Here is a 14,543-nt window from a genome sequence, read left to right as displayed (position 1 = left end):
CGTGTCCGAATCCCGCGCCGTTCAGACCACCAGCCCGCGGGCCTGGCTGATCAGATCGTCCAGGCTGGGCATGGCGTTGGTGCTCGCCGCGGCACTGGCCTTGTTGAGCAGGTATTGCTGCGTCAGCGTGTCGACGAAATGGGCGTTCTTGAGCTTGCCAAGGTCGAGCCGTGTGCTGATCGCCCTTTCCTGTGCCGCGAGCGGCTGGAAGGCAATCTGCTGGGGGATGTTGAGGGCGGTGGTGACGACGTCGCGCAGCATGGGGTCGCCGAGGATCTGGTCGACGGAGGTGACGGTGCCGGCCTGCTGGCGGAACGACAGGGCGTTGGACAGGCCAGGCGTGGTCGCGTCCAGCGATTTGCGCCAGGTGACTTCGGCATAGGCGTTGGCGAGGGTGGACTGCACCTGGGGATTCTGCAGCACCGACAGGCCTTTGTTGGCGAAGTCGTAGGTCTGCGCGACCGATTTCCAGCGCGTGTCGGTCAGCTTATTGACCAGCGCATTGGAATCGGCGGCATTGGACAACAGCGCCTTCTGCGCCAGAGCGGGGTAGGTCGCCTGGTCGCCCAGGCCGTTCGCGGTGAGCAGCACTCTCAGCACGACGGGGTTCTTGAGCAGGCTCGCGGGGTCCTTCGCGGCGGTGACCGCGGACTGGAAGGCGGCGATGTCGCGAGCCACGTCCGGCTGCCTGGCGGTGGTGGCGATGCTTCTGGTCTGGGTCTTCTCGGCCAGTTGCAGGGCCTGCAGCGGGTTGCCGGATGTACCCGCCGCGGCACCGCTTCTGCCGCCGTACAAGGCGGTCAGCAGGTCGCTGCTCCCGCCGGCCGGGGGCGCGCCGAACAGAAGGCTGAAATTGATCGAGCCGCTCATCGCGCCGGGTCCTTCCAGGCGCAGACTGACGGTGCGGAATGAACGGGCGGTTAATCGCCGCGCCCGTCGAAAGAGGGGCGATAACGATTTCGTGCGATTCATATCCTTGCCTGTAAAAACATGGACTTCATGAAATAGAGGCGCAGGCACAGCGGGTCTGTGCCCGGCGCAGGGATTGATAACAATTGGGTTGGGTGGAGCTTTTTCGCTTCTAGGCGGCTGTGATTGCGCTCTATGCGATCACGCCAGCGGTTTTCGCAACGGGCAGCGGGATCTTTGGTTTCGCCTGCCCGCTCCGGCAGGGGATTGGTGCTTCCACACAGGAGATGCTCCATGTTCGCACGACGCTTCGTCATCGCCGCCGCGATTCTCGCCGTGTCGGCAATGCCCGCTTTGGCGCAGGGCACCGGTGCCGCGCCCAAACCCGCGGCGCCGGCGGCCACGGCGCCTCCCATGGCGCACCCAGCGACACCCGCCCCCGCCGCAGCCGCCAAGAAGGTGGATCTCAATACCGCGACAGCCGCCGAGCTCGACGCGCTGCCGGATGTCGGCAAGGCGCGCTCCAAGGCGATTCTGGACGAGCGGGCGAAAGGCAAGTTCAAGGATTGGGCCGATTTCGACCATCGCATGACCGGCACTTCGGTGAATGCCGGCGTGAAGGCGAAGATCAAGGATCACGTGACGTTCTGAGCCACGCCGGATTTCCAGCCTGCCCCGGCGCGGCCCCGGCAGCGGCGCGAGCGATGCCGGGGCCAGGGTCGACGGTGAGCGCGCCACAGCCGCCTTGCACCGGCGCGCGTGCCACCCGACACTGGCGGCAGGGGGACGGGCGGCACAGTGACGGAAATGATGGACGGGCTGCCTTTGGCGCAGCGACGGCGCGCCATGTTGACTTTGGCCTTGGCCATCAGCGTGTCCGTGCTCGGCAGTGCCGTGGCGAACATCGCGTTGCCGACCATCGCGCGCGACCTGGATGTGACTCCGGCCGCGTCGATCTGGGTGGTGAACGCCTTTCAGATCGCGGTGATGGTGACGCTGCTGCCCTGTTCCTCGCTGGGTGACATCTACGGCTACCGCCGCGTCTACGGCATCGGCCTCGCAGTGTTCACCGTGGCGTCGCTGGCCTGCGCTCTGGCGACGACGTTGCCGCTGCTGACGGCAGCGCGGATCCTGCAGGGGCTGGGCGGCGCCGGGTTGATGAGCGTGAACACGGCGCTGGTCCGCTACATCTTTCCGCGCGCGCAACTCGGCCGCGGGCTCGGGTTCAATGCGCTGGTGGTGGCGACCTCCTCGGCGGTCGGACCGTCGGTCGCGGCTGCGATCCTGTCGGTCGGAAGCTGGCCATGGCTGTTCGCGGTGAACGTGCCGGTGGGCGTGGTGGCGTTGCTGCTGCTCCGCTCGCTGCCGCGCACGCCGCTGTCCGACCATGGCTTCGATCTGCCGAGCGCGTTGCTGAACGCGGCCACGTTCGGGTTGTTCATCGCGGCACTGGATGCGCTGAGCCACGGCCGGGGCAGCATGCTGCCGATGCTGGAATTTGCCGGCGCATTGGCCGTCGGCGTGGTGTTCGTCCAGCGCCAGCTGACCTTGCCGGCGCCGATGCTGCCCGTGGACCTGTTCCGGCGCCCGATCTTCGCGCTGTCGGTCGCCACGTCGATCTGTTCGTTCGTGGCCCAGTCCTCCGCCTATGTCGCGCTGCCGTTCCTGTTGCAGAGCGTGGGCGGCATTTCCGAAATCGGCACCGGTCTGCTGATGACCCCGTGGCCGGCGACGGTGGCGGTGGTGGCGCCGCTGTCCGGCCGGCTGTCGGACCGGTTCCCGGCGGGACTGCTGGGCGGGATCGGCCTCGCGATCATGACCCTGGGGCTGCTGCTGGTGGGACTCCTGCCGGCACATCCAGCGTGGTGGGACGTGGCCTGGCGCATGGCGATGGCAGGGGCCGGGTTCTCGCTGTTCCAGGCGCCGAACAACCGCCTGTTGCTGAGCAGCGTTCCGCGTGAGCGCAGCGGTGCCGGCAGCGGCATGCTGTCGACATCGCGGCTGCTGGGACAGACCATCGGCGCCGCGCTTGTGGCCGTCTGCTTCGGGTTGACCGAGATCGATGGCGTGGGGCGCGGGGCAACGGTGGCGCTGCTGACCGGAACGGCGTTTGCCGCCGTCGCGGCAGTGCTGAGTTCATTGCGTCTGGTGCGCGCGGCCGCGTCGGACTGAGGCCCGCGCGCGGCGGTGGCTTTCCAGTGATGCGCGTCAGGCCGGCTCCACGCGGAACGTGATGCGGCCGGTACGGGCTTCGCCTGGGGCAAGGACGAACACGCCGTGATCGGTGACGCCGTCCATGCGGTTCAGTCCGTCGTTCATGTTGGAGACGGGCTCGACCGCAAGGAACGATTCTCCTGGCGGCACATACACCACGAGATGGCGGAACACCGGGTCGGCGGCGATGGACAGGGCGAAGCCGCGATCGGGATACAGCAGCCTGGCGTGGCCGCTCCATCCGGCGAAGCAGTTGTCCAGCGTGACGCTGCCCACCGGGCGGCCGTCGCGGTGGTCCCAGGCCGGCGGCACCGGCGTGAGCTCGGTGGGGATCATGTCGGCGCCGTTGTGCCAGACATGGGTGGCTGTGAATTGCAGGCTGGCCCGTGGGCTGCGCGGGAAATACGGGTGGAGGCCGAAACCGGCAGGCGCTGGCACGGTGTCGCGGTTCTCGACGCGCAGGTCGCAGACCAGCGCGTCCCCCAGCAGGGTGAAGCGCTGCTCCGCGTGGAAGGCGAACGGCCAGAGCGGGCCGGGTTGGTGGTCGAGCGTGAGGGTGGCCATGTTGCGGTCTTGTGCGGCCGTCCAGGGCCGTTGCCAACCGGCGCCGTGGATGGCGAAGCCGTTCATCAGGTCGGGCAGGTCATGCGTCACGCCGGCGAAAGTGAAGCGTCGCCCGGCCACGCGGTTGGAGTAGGGGAACAGCGGGTAGCTGGCGAGGCCACGCGGCGAGGCCTCGTCGAGCGCGCCGGGCAGGCTGGGACGGAACAGGGGCTCAGCGCCGCGCGTCCATGCGGCGATCGAGCCGCCGATTTCCGGCGCCAGCACCAGGTGCATGTCGCCGGAGGTCAGTATCATCAATGCTGTCATGGCCTGCACCGCCCTGGTTGCCTGCCGCCGATGGCTGAAACGCCGCCCCGCTTCAGCGCGGTGACAGGCGGATGCGCAGCCGCGCCGCCGCATCGACGGCGTCACGCGAATACAGCAGCGGCACATAATCCCCCGCCGCCCAGAGCGGCGCGAGATCGTCGTAATGCGGCGAGCGTGGGTCGCCGGATTGGCCGGGTGCATTGATGGCGCGGCTGTTGTCCCAGTTGCCGACATCCACGACCATGCGGAAGGACGCGCCGGTGGTGACACGGAAGTCCGACAGGCGATAGGACGCGGCCATCGGCGTGGAGCCCGATCCGCCCTTGGGCAGCGGCCCGACATCACGCATGCCCGGCGCCACGGGCGACAGTGGCGCCACGGGCGCCAGGGGATGCGGGAAATAGCCGTGATGCAGCCGGCCCCATGCCCAGCCGGACGCATCCGGCCCGAGCCGCTCCCGGCAATCCGCCACCGCTGCCACCAGCGTCCGCGCGAGCAGGGCGTCGCGATCGGGCAGCCGGTGGTCCGGCTGCTCCAGCAGCGCCAACAGCGTCTCCGTATCGCCGGGCACGAGCAGCGCGCGCACGACGGGGTCGGGCGCCAGCATGTCCAGCAGCGCCGGCCTCAGGTGCTTCGACCACCAGACTTCCTGCAGCGCGGCCGCCGCACTGTCACGGGCGAGATGGTGGTCCCAACCCAGCAGCAGGTCGCGGCCGAACGCTAGGTCGCCGTCGCTGGGCAGGGCGGCGAGCAGGGCGCCGAGCCGGCGCGCGGGGATGGACAGGTCGTCGGTCTGCAGCGCCATGGACTGTTCGACCGTGTGTGCGGGCTGCGCGTCCAGCACCGCGTGGATGCGCTCGGTGCGCGAGTGTTCAGCCCATTCGAAGCCGAGCTTGCGGTCCTGATAGGGGTAGTCGGGCGGCAGGTTCATCTCGTTTGCGGTGGCGACGAAGCCGCGTGCGGGATTGACGCTGCGCGGCAGGTCTTCCAGCGGATGGAAGCCGGCCCATTCATAGCGCCCGTCGCCGGGCACCGGCAGCAGCCCGTCCCAGTTCGGCCGGATCGGCGTCCGGCCGGCGGTGAACCAGGCGATGTTGCCGTCGCGATCGGCATAGACCTGGTTCACGGATGGCGCCGACCAGTGCTGCAGGGCCGCCGCGAACGCGTCGGGCGATGTGGCGTTCAGATAGGCGAGGCTGGTGAAATAGGCGGACGATCCCGGCTCGAACCACACCGAGCGGACCGCGAAGGCGCGCCGCGCCGTGGCGTCCTCGTGGATCACCGGGCCGTGGCGGGTGAATTTCAACACCACTTCCTGCGCTGGCGCGCCCTTCACCGCGACAAGCTCGCGCACGGTGCGCATGCGCTCCCAACCGTCACCGTAACGATACAGATCCGGGTCGTCAGGGTGCGTCTCGTAGACATACAGATCTTCCTGATCCATCGGGAAGATGGTCAGGCCGAACGCGGCGTGGCCGTTATGGCCGATGGAGACGCCGGGCAGGGCCGGTTCGCCGGCGCCGATGGCGTCGATGCCGGGGCCGGTCAGGTGCACGATGCGGCGCAGCGAGGGCAGGGCGTGGGCGCGATGCGGATCGCTCGCCAGGATCGGCCGCCCGGTGGCGGTGCGGCTGCCGGCGACGGCCCAGTTGTTCGAGCCCTCGGCGGTGACGTCGCCGAGATCGGAAACCTTGGTCCAGCGCCACGCATCGTCAAGTGTGGCGGCCAGCCGGTCCGGGCTGAAATCGAGCCGCACCGTCGCCAGCTTGAAGACGTCCAGCGCCGCGGCCGGAATGTCCCGCATATCAAGGCCTTCGGGCAGGATCGGGGTCCATGGCGGCTCGATCGAACGGCGCGCGAGATCGGTCTCCATGTCGGCACGCGCGATGACCTGGGCGCGGGTGGCTTCGGACAGCACGTTGCGCACCAGCCCGTGGCTGCGGATGCGCACGACATCAGCGGCGTCCCAGCGCTCCGGCCGCGTGCCCATGGCGGCGAATTCCGGCGCCAGCAGGTCCGGCTGCTCTTGCGTGAGCGCGATCCAGGCATTGATGCCCTGCACGAAGGCTTCGGTGATCGACTGTGCCTCCGGCGTGCCATAGGCACCCCATTCGGCCGCCATGTCGCCGCGATACAGGAACAAACGTGCGGCCCGGTCCTGCGCCAGGAAGCCCGGGCCGAAATCGGCGGCGAGGCGGCCGAGGCCGCGTTTGCGCCAGAGGTCGAGCTGCCACAGCCGGTCGCGCGCCGCGGCGAAGCCCTGAACGAAGAACACGTCGTGGCGCGTGTTCGCGCGGATATGCGGGATGCCCCAGTTGTCCACGACGATGTCGGCGGGTTGCTCCAGGCCGGGCACGCCGTGGTCGATCGTCTGAGAGTCGGGCATGAACGCATCCTCCGTGAAATTGCGCAGAGCCTTCCACGCCGATCTGCCATGGACAAGCGTGCAGGAAGAATGCCAACTAATCAGCTGGGAAGACTTCAGGTGGGAGTTCAGAATGCTGAACAAATTCGGACCGGCCGTCGGACGGCGCGCGATGATGGCGGGTGGTGCCGCGCTGGGCGTGTCCGCGGGTCTTCCGGACGCATGGGCGGCGGGGCGCACGCGTTTCGTGACCGCCAACAACAATCCCTATGACATTCTCGATCCGCACCAGGTCTTCGATATTGGCCGCATCGCCATCCGGCTGAACATGTACGACGCGCTGGTGCGCTGGGTGGACAATCCGCCGAAGCTCGACATGTGGCTGGCCGAGAAGGTGGATATCGCGCCGGACGGCAAGGTCTATACCTTCACGCTCAAGCCCGGCGTGAAATTCCACGATGGCAGCGCGCTGACGTCCGAGGACGTCGTGTACTCGATGGAACGCATCCTGGGGATGAAGAAGGGTGCGTACGGCCTGTTTTCCGATGTGGTGAAGCCGGGCACGACGAAGGCGCTGGATGCGCGCACCGTGCAGTTCAACCTCGCCAAGCCCTTCGCCGTGTTCATGGCGGTGCTGTCGGAGTTGTGGGTCGTCAATTCGAAAGTCGTGAAGCAGCACGAGAAGAACGGCGACTGGGGCGCGGAGTGGCTGACCCGCAACGAGGCGGGATCGGGCGGCTATCGCCTGCGCCGCTTCGATCCGGCCGTCGGGTTCCAGGCCGAGCGCTTCCAGGATCATTTCGCCGGCTGGAAGCCCGGCGCCGTCGACGACGCCGATTTCCGCGTTGCGATGGAGACGGCCACGCGCGTGCTCGGCGTGATCAAGGGCGAGTTCAATACCACCGACGGCTTCCTGCCGGCCGAGCAGGTGGCGCGCATGCGCGAATCCGGCAAGGTCAATTTCGTCGAGGCGGAGAGCATCCGCACCTTCTACTTCATCATCAACAACGCCAAGGCGCCGCTGAACGACGTGAACATGCGTCGCGCGCTGTGCTGCATGTTCGACTATGACGGCTTCATCAACAACATCCTGGGCGGCACGGTGGTGCGCAACACCGGCATCATTCCCAATCCGATGTGGGGCGCGCCGAAGGACCTCAAGGGCTATACCTATGACCTCGACAAGGCGAAATGGTACCTGAGCCAGGTGAAGGAGAAGCTGCGTCCGCTGCAGATCGGCGCGATGTCGGGATATCCGCAGAGCGAGCAGGGCGCGCAGATGTTGCAGGCGGGCGCCGCCAAGATCGGGTTCGATATCAAGGTGGTCACCGAGCCCTACACCACGATCTCGCCGAAGCTGGACGACCCCGACCGCGCCCATGACCTGGTGCCGTTGTGGCGCAGCGCCTACTTCGCGGATCCGCACAACTGGACCGGCTACATCTATAACAGCCGCAACTTCAAGTCGGGCAACTCCAGCTTCTACAAGAACGAGCGGGTGGACGAGCTGACCGACAAGGCGCTGCTGCTGACCGACCAGGAGCAGCGGCGGCCGCTTTACGAGGAGGCCTCGCGCATCCTGTCGGAAGATGCCGCAGGGCTGTTCGTCTACAACACCAAGTACTACGGCCCGTTCACCAAGAACGTGAAGTCCGTGCGCTTCTGCCCGATCGGCGATGCGCAGGACCTGCGATGGATCGCCATGGAATCGTGATCCGCTGATGCGTCTGTTGGCCCTGGCGGCGCGGCGGTGCCTGTGGATGCCGCCGACGCTGCTGGGATTGACCCTGATCGTCTTCTCCATCTCGCATATCATCCCGTCCGATCCGGCGCGGGTGCTGGCGGGCGAGAACGCGCCGATCGAACAGGTGGAGGCGCTGCGCCGCAAGTTCGGGCTCGACCTGCCGCTGCCGCAGCAGTTCTTCCGCTACGTTACCGACGTGGTGTCCGGCAACATGGGGATCAGCCTCTACACCCAGCGGCCGGTGGCCGACGACCTGCTGGAGCGGCTGCCGGCGACGTTCGAGCTGGCAATCTATGCGATGATCCTGGCGGTGCTGCTGGGGCTGCCGCTGGGCGTGGTGTCGGCGCTGCGCCGCAACTCGCTGCTGGACCATGCCGTGCGGGTGGTGACGATCTCGGGCCTGGCCATGGCCGCGTTCTGGCTGGCGATTCTGCTGCAGTTGCTGTTCTCGATGAAACTGAACCTGACGCCGGTGCAGGGCCGCATCGATGGCTGGGGCCCTGATCCGATCACCGGGTTCTACACCCTGGACGCCGTGTTGCGCGGTGATTGGGAGATGCTCGGCAGTTCGTTGCGGTATCTCGCTCTGCCGGTGATGCCGCTGGCCATTCCCGCAATGGCCACCATCGTGCGCTTCACCCGAGCCGGGGTGCTGAACGTGATGTCCAGCAATTTCGTGTTCTACCAGAACGCGATGGGTCTGCCGCGGCGGGTGGTGATCTGGAAATACATCCTGCGCAGCGCCCTGATCGGCACGTTGACGCAGATCGGCCTCGTGTTCGGCAACCTGCTGGCGGGTGCGGTGGTGGTGGAGGCGGTGTTCTCCTGGCCGGGGCTGGGCACCTACGCCTACAACTCGATCCTGCAATCCGACTATAACGCCATCATGGGATTCACGTTGTTCACCGGCACGGTCTTCATCTGCGTCAACCTGCTGGTCGATATCGCCCAGGCCGTTCTGGATCCGCGTGGACGATGAGGGGCCGGCGATGAAAAGCCTGCGCCGCATGCTGCGTGACCGGGCGCTGCTGACCGGGCTCGTCATCGTGACGCTGCTGGTGCTGGCGGCCGTGTTCGCGTCACCGCTGTCCACCTTCCCCGAGCACGTCACGAGCTTCGATCCCAGCCAGCGGCTGAAGCCGCCGGGCGAGCGGTTCTGGCTCGGCACCGACCGCATGGGTGCGGACATCTATAGCCGGCTGCTGTTCGGCGCGCGCCTGACCATTCTCGTGGCCGTGGTGGCAACGACATTTGCCGTGGTGATCGGCGTGCCGATCGGCCTGGTCGCCGGCTATTACCGCAACTGGTTCAGCGACCTGCTGATGCGCGTGTCAGACGTGTTCCTGGCGGTGCCGCAGATCGTGCTGGCCATTGCTATCGCGCAGACGCTGGGCCCGGCGATCCAGAACGTGATCCTGGCGCTGTCGGTGACCTACTGGCCGTTCTGGGCGCGACTGGTCTATGCGGAGACGCGCAGCCTGCGCAACGAGGTGTTCATCGAGGCCGCGATCGCCATGGGAGCATCGCCGCTGCGGGTGATGGTGCTGCATGTCGTGCCGTCCATTGCTTCCTCCATCATCGTGCGCACCACGATCGGCATGGGCGCCACCATTCTGGCGGCTGCGTCGCTGGGCTTCCTCGGCCTCGGCGCACCGCCGCCGGCGCCGGAATGGGGCCGCATGATCGCGGAAAGCCGGGAGTTCCTGCCGGATGCCTGGTGGTACGCGACGGCGCCGGGCGTCGCCATCCTGCTGGTGGTGATGGGGTTCAACCTGCTGGGCGACGGGCTGCGCGACGTGCTCGACCCGCGCATCCGCCGGGGAGGCCAGCGTGGCGGATGAGTTCCTGTCTGTCCACGACCTGTCGGTGTCGTTCGGCACCGAAGGCGGCGTGGCGCGCGTGCTGGACCAGGTGAGTCTGTCGATGCGCGCCGGCGAGATCATGGGGCTGGTGGGCGAATCGGGTTGCGGCAAGACGACGCTTGCGCGTGCCATCCTGGGCGTTCTGCCGGACAATGCGCTGATCGACAGCGGCACGCTGACATTCGACGGCGCCGATCTCCTGCACGCCGGCGCCACCGAGCACATTCGTGGCCGCGCGATCACGTTCGTGCCACAGGACCCGTTCGGCTCGTTCAGCCCGCTGTTCACCGTGGGCGACCAGATTGCCGAGCTGATGCGCTGGAAGTCGCCGGATCGCTCGCCGGGGGAACGCTTCTACGCGCGTGCCCGCCGGAGCGCGGACATGGAGCGGACGCTGGCACTGCTGCGCGCCGTGCAACTGCCGGAGCCCGAACGGCTGCTGCGCAAATACCCGCACGAACTCTCAGGCGGGCAGCGCCAGCGGGTGATGATCGCGATGGCCTTGCTGCCGGAACCCAAGCTCGTGATCGCCGACGAGCCGACCACCGCGCTCGACGTCACCATCCAGGCGCAGATCCTGAAGCTGCTTCGCCGCCTGGCGACCGAGCGCGGCGCCTCCGTGCTGTTCACCACGCATGATCTCGGAACCGCCTGGGAGATCTGTGATCGCGTCACCGTGATGTATGCCGGCCAGGAAGCCGAGACGGCGGAGGTCGTGGATTTTTTCGGCCGCCCCCGCCATCCCTACACCCGCATGCTGCTGGACAGCCTGCCGACGCAGGGTGCGGCCTTGCGCGGCATCCCCGGCGAGGTTCCCAGCCCCTACGCACCGCCGCCCGGCTGCCGGTTCCACCCGCGTTGCCCCCGGGCGACCGCGATCTGTCAGGACAGCCACAACGCGGCGGTCGAGCCTGTCGCGGGGCATTCGGTGCGGTGCCACCATCCGCATGAGTGGGCGGCGACATGACGATGACCGGCCCCATCCTCGAACTGCGTGATCTGCACTGTCATTTCCCCGTCCGCAATGTCTGGGGCCGCCGCACCGGCTGGCTGCGCGCGCTGGACGGCGTGTCGCTCTCGATGGCACGCGGCGAGATCCTCGGCGTGGTCGGCGAGTCCGGTTGCGGCAAATCAACGCTGGGCAAGACCATCGCCGGCATCAATCCGCCGAGTTCCGGCGAGGTGCTGTTCGAAGGCAATGCAATCGGCGCGTTGTCTCCCAGTGCCGGGCGCGTGGTGCGGCGCAACCTGCAATACTGCTATCAGGATCCTGGCGCTTCGCTGGATCCGCGCTGGAAGATCGCCACCTCGCTCGCCGAGCCGCTGATCGTGCACACCGCCATGAGCCGGGGCGAACGCGCGGCGCGGGTGCAGGAGGTGTTGCACGCGGTCGGGCTGCCGGAGCGGCATCTGGACTTGTATCCGCACGAGATCAGCGGGGGCCAGCAGCGCCGCGTCGGGCTCGCGCGCATTCTCATGCTGCGGCCCAGCCTGGTGATTCTGGACGAACCGACCTCCGGCCTCGACGTTTCCGTGCAGGCCACGGTGCTGAACCTGTTTCTGGAGCTGCGTGCGCAGTTCGATCTGACCTACATGTTCATCAGCCACGACCTTTCTGTCGTGCGCCTGTTCAGCCAGCGCATCGCGGTGATGTACCTGGGCCGCGTGGTCGAGATCGGCGCCACCGCGGATGTGTTCGCGGCGCCCAAGCATCCCTACACCCAGTCGCTGCTGGCCGCCGTTCCGGTGATCGGCGGGCGGCGGGTGACGCAGGATTTCTGGCTGGAAGGCGAGCCGCCGAGCCCAGGCCAGTTGCCCGGCGGCTGCCGCTTCCGCCCACGTTGCCCGCGCGCCGATGCGCGCTGCGCCGCCGAGGATCCCACGCCGCGGCCGCTGCCTGACGGGCGCCTGGTCGCCTGTCATCACGTCGAGCATGAGGAAGTCGCATGACCAGGACTGCTATCGTCACCGGCGGCGCACGCGGCATTGGCCGCGGCTGCGCCCATGCGTTGGCCGAGAAGGGCCTGGACATCGCGCTGGTGGACATGCTGGTGCCGGAGATGGAGCGCACCGCCGGCGAACTGCGGGACATGGGCCGGCAGGTGCGGATCTACCAGGCGGATGTGGCGCAGTTCAGCCGCGCCGCCGAAGTGGTGGCGCAGGTGCGCGACGATTTCGGCCGCATCGACGTATTGGTGAACAATGCCGGCCGCGGCAACCCCAAGGGCATCACCGAGATCACCGAGGACGAGTTCGACCGCACCATGGCGGTGAACCTCAAGAGCTGCTTCAACTTCATCCACGCCGCCGTGCCGGTCATGCTGGCGGGCGGGGGCGGGCGCATCGTGTCGATGTCCTCGCTCAACGCGCTTTCGGGCGGGGTGACCAGCGCCGTTTCCAAATTCTCCTATGCTGCGGCGAAAGCCGGGATTCTCGGCATGACCCGGGCGTTGGCGAAGGAGCTCGGCCCGAGCATCGCCATCAATGCGATCTGCCCCGGCGTGATCGAGACGGAACTCGGCAACTCGCTGACCAAGGCGCGCGGGCCGGAGCTGATGAAGGGAATTGCCCTGGGCCGGTTGGGCACGCCGCAGGACGTGGCCCAGCTTGTGGCATTCCTGGCAACGGTGGAACCGAACTTCATCACCGGCCAGCACTTCGTGATCGACGGCTTCCAGTGGGTGTGCTGACCGACGGCCGCCAGCCGGTGTGGGCAGTTGCTTGATCCATCGGATTGTCGCGACAACGCCGTGACGACGCCGGGGCGGCAGGCGTGAAGCCGGGCTGCCGCCTGCAGTGCGTCGTCACGGTGGCCTGCGGCCAGGATAATCCGCTCCAAAGGCAGTCGAGATGGTCCTTCGACCTTCAGAGATGGACGGATGAGCCATCTATATGGGAGATATTAGCTAATATACATACGAAGGAGAAGAGGAATGATTGGGCGTAGGAACATTCTACTTGGCGGAGGCGCGGCGCTGGCCGCGGGAAGCCAGCTTGCGCGCCCGGCACTGGCGCAGGCCGCAAGGGTGCTGAAGTTCGTGCCGCAGGCCAACCTCGCCAATCCGGATCCGATCTGGACATCGGCGACTGTTGCCCACATTCATGGCCATATGGTCTGGGAGATGCTCTATGGCATCGATGACCAACTGATCCCTCGGCCGCAGATGGTGGCGGGCCACGAGCTTTCATCGGACAGCCTCACCTGGCGCCTCACGTTGCGCGACGGGTTGAAATTCCACGACAATGAGCCGGTTCGTGCGATCGACTGCATCACGTCGATCAATCGCTGGAGCAAGCGCAACGGCTTCGGCCAGCAGCTGGCGTCGCAGCTGGCGGAAATGAAGGTGCTGGACGACAAGCGCTTCGAGATCCGCCTGACCAGTCCGTTCCCGCATCTTCCCTACGCGCTCGGTGCGGCGGCCTGCTTCATCATGCCCGAACGCATCGCCAAGACCGACGCGTTTACCCAGATCCCTGACTATGTGGGCAGCGGGCCGTTCCGGTTCCTGCGCAACGAATGGGTGGCGGGCGCGTCGGCTGCCTATGCGAGATTCGAGGGTTACGTGCCGCGGCAGGAGCCCCCGAGCTTCTGGTCTGGCGGCAAGGTCGCGCATTTCGACCGTGTGGAATGGCAGGTGCTGCCCGACCCGTCGACGGCCGCAGCCGCCCTGCAGCGCGGTGAGGTCGACTGGGTGGAGCAGCCACTGTTCGATCTCGTTCCCACGCTGCGCAAGTCGCCCGGAATAAAGATCGATGCGCTGGACAGGCTTGGCAACGTTGCGATGATCGTACCCAACCACGTCCAGCCGCCCTTCGATAACCCCAAGCTGCTGCGGGCGCTGCTGCCGATCGTAAACCAGGAAGACTTCGTGCAGGCCGTGGTGGGCGACCAGGCCGATCTCGGCGCCACCGGCGTGGGTGTGTTCACGCCCCGCACGCCGTCCGCCAACACGGCCGGAATGGAAGTGCTGACCAGCAAGCGGGACCTCGCCCTGGCCAAGAAGCTGATTGCTGAATCCGGCTACAAGGGCGAGCCGATCCTGTTGATGTCGCCGTCCGATCAACCGGCGCTTGCAACCATGGCGCAGGTGACGGAGGCGCTGTTCAAGTCCGTGGGCCTGAACGTGCAGTTTGCCAGCATGGACTGGGGCACACTGGTGCAACGCCGTACTAGCAAAGAGCTTCCTGAGAAGGGCGGCTGGAGCTGCTATTGCACGACATGGGCCGGGCTTTCGGTGTCCAACCCCGGCAGCCACACGCCGCTGCGAGGCAACGGGCTGGGTGGTCATTTCGGCTGGCCGACCGACCCGAAGATGGAAGAAATGCGCAGCGCGTGGTTCCAGGCCCCTGACGCGGCGGCCCAGAAGAAGCTGTGCGAAGAGATGCAGCTTCAGGTATTCAAGAACGTGCCGTTCATTCCGGTAGGGCAGTGGTTCTATCCCACCGCATACCGCTCGAACCTCAGTGGCTTCGTGCGCACGTCCTCTCCGGTATTCTGGAACGTGCGCCGCACCTGACGGATGGCGGGGCGTCGCATCGCGCGGCGCCCCTACGGCCTGATCGGTGCTGGCAGCAGCAC

General features: G+C 67.1%; 13 protein-coding genes. 9 read left to right on the top strand and 4 right to left on the bottom strand.

The genetic code is table 11. The annotated features are described in order from the left end of the window. Nucleotides 1–21: 21 nt before the first annotated feature. A complete protein-coding gene (locus OL599_RS05725; protein WP_264712691.1) occupies nucleotides 22–870 on the bottom strand; it encodes a DUF1217 domain-containing protein in 849 nt (282 codons plus the stop codon). Between the two features lie 98 nt (nucleotides 871–968). Next, nucleotides 969–1,205, bottom strand: coding sequence for a hypothetical protein (locus OL599_RS05720; RefSeq protein WP_264712690.1), 237 nt, complete (start codon nucleotides 1,203–1,205; stop codon nucleotides 969–971). Between OL599_RS05720 and OL599_RS05715 the strand changes: the two genes are divergently transcribed. Both OL599_RS05715 and OL599_RS05710 read left to right on the top strand, forming a co-directional pair. Beyond that, a complete protein-coding gene (locus tag OL599_RS05715; RefSeq protein ID WP_264712689.1) occupies nucleotides 1,204–1,560 on the top strand; it encodes a ComEA family DNA-binding protein in 357 nt (118 codons plus the stop codon). The two genes, OL599_RS05720 and OL599_RS05715, sit on opposite strands and share 2 nt — an antisense overlap. Before the next feature lie 195 nt (nucleotides 1,561–1,755). Further along, complete coding sequence (locus tag OL599_RS05710) at nucleotides 1,756–3,081, top strand: MFS transporter (RefSeq protein WP_264712688.1); 1,326 nt, start codon at nucleotides 1,756–1,758, stop codon at nucleotides 3,079–3,081. A gap of 36 nt (nucleotides 3,082–3,117) precedes the next feature. Here the strand turns inward: OL599_RS05710 and OL599_RS05705 are convergent, their stop codons facing one another. Both OL599_RS05705 and OL599_RS05700 read right to left on the bottom strand, forming a co-directional pair. Continuing rightward, on the bottom strand, nucleotides 3,118–3,981 hold the full coding sequence (locus OL599_RS05705) for an aldose 1-epimerase (protein ID WP_264712687.1): 864 nt from the start codon (nucleotides 3,979–3,981) through the stop codon (nucleotides 3,118–3,120). 64 nt (nucleotides 3,982–4,045) lie between these two features. Continuing rightward, nucleotides 4,046–6,379, bottom strand: coding sequence for a penicillin acylase family protein (locus tag OL599_RS05700; RefSeq protein WP_264712686.1), 2,334 nt, complete (start codon nucleotides 6,377–6,379; stop codon nucleotides 4,046–4,048). Between the two features lie 112 nt (nucleotides 6,380–6,491). On the opposite strand from OL599_RS05700, the gene OL599_RS05695 reads away from it, so the two are divergent. The 7 genes from OL599_RS05695 to OL599_RS05665 all read left to right on the top strand — a co-directional run bounded on the left by OL599_RS05695 (nucleotide 6,492) and on the right by OL599_RS05665 (nucleotide 14,481). After that, nucleotides 6,492–8,072, top strand: coding sequence for an ABC transporter substrate-binding protein (locus OL599_RS05695; protein ID WP_264712685.1), 1,581 nt, complete (start codon nucleotides 6,492–6,494; stop codon nucleotides 8,070–8,072). 7 nt (nucleotides 8,073–8,079) lie between these two features. After that, a complete protein-coding gene (locus tag OL599_RS05690) occupies nucleotides 8,080–9,081 on the top strand; it encodes an ABC transporter permease (protein WP_264712684.1) in 1,002 nt (333 codons plus the stop codon). A gap of 10 nt (nucleotides 9,082–9,091) precedes the next feature. Further along, entirely contained in the window at nucleotides 9,092–9,943 is an 852-nt protein-coding gene (locus OL599_RS05685) for an ABC transporter permease (RefSeq protein ID WP_264712683.1), read from the top strand. Beyond that, nucleotides 9,933–10,931, top strand: a complete 999-nt coding sequence (locus OL599_RS05680; protein ID WP_264712682.1) for an ABC transporter ATP-binding protein — start codon at nucleotides 9,933–9,935, stop codon at nucleotides 10,929–10,931. The genes OL599_RS05685 and OL599_RS05680 overlap by 11 nt, the downstream gene beginning before the upstream one ends. Before the next feature lie 2 nt (nucleotides 10,932–10,933). Continuing rightward, a complete protein-coding gene (locus tag OL599_RS05675; RefSeq protein ID WP_264712680.1) occupies nucleotides 10,934–11,914 on the top strand; it encodes an ABC transporter ATP-binding protein in 981 nt (326 codons plus the stop codon). Then, nucleotides 11,911–12,654, top strand: coding sequence for an SDR family NAD(P)-dependent oxidoreductase (locus OL599_RS05670; protein ID WP_264712679.1), 744 nt, complete (start codon nucleotides 11,911–11,913; stop codon nucleotides 12,652–12,654). The genes OL599_RS05675 and OL599_RS05670 overlap by 4 nt, the downstream gene beginning before the upstream one ends. 243 nt (nucleotides 12,655–12,897) lie before the next feature. Next, nucleotides 12,898–14,481: an ABC transporter substrate-binding protein gene (locus OL599_RS05665; RefSeq protein ID WP_264712678.1), complete on the top strand. Its 1,584-nt coding sequence runs from the start codon at nucleotides 12,898–12,900 to the stop codon at nucleotides 14,479–14,481. The last annotated feature ends 62 nt before the right edge of the window (nucleotides 14,482–14,543 follow it).

The sequence above is a fragment of the Limobrevibacterium gyesilva genome (genome assembly GCF_025989185.1).
GTDB classification, from domain to species: domain Bacteria; phylum Pseudomonadota; class Alphaproteobacteria; order Acetobacterales; family Acetobacteraceae; genus Limobrevibacterium; species Limobrevibacterium gyesilva.
This window is presented reverse-complemented; position numbering and strand designations above follow the sequence as displayed.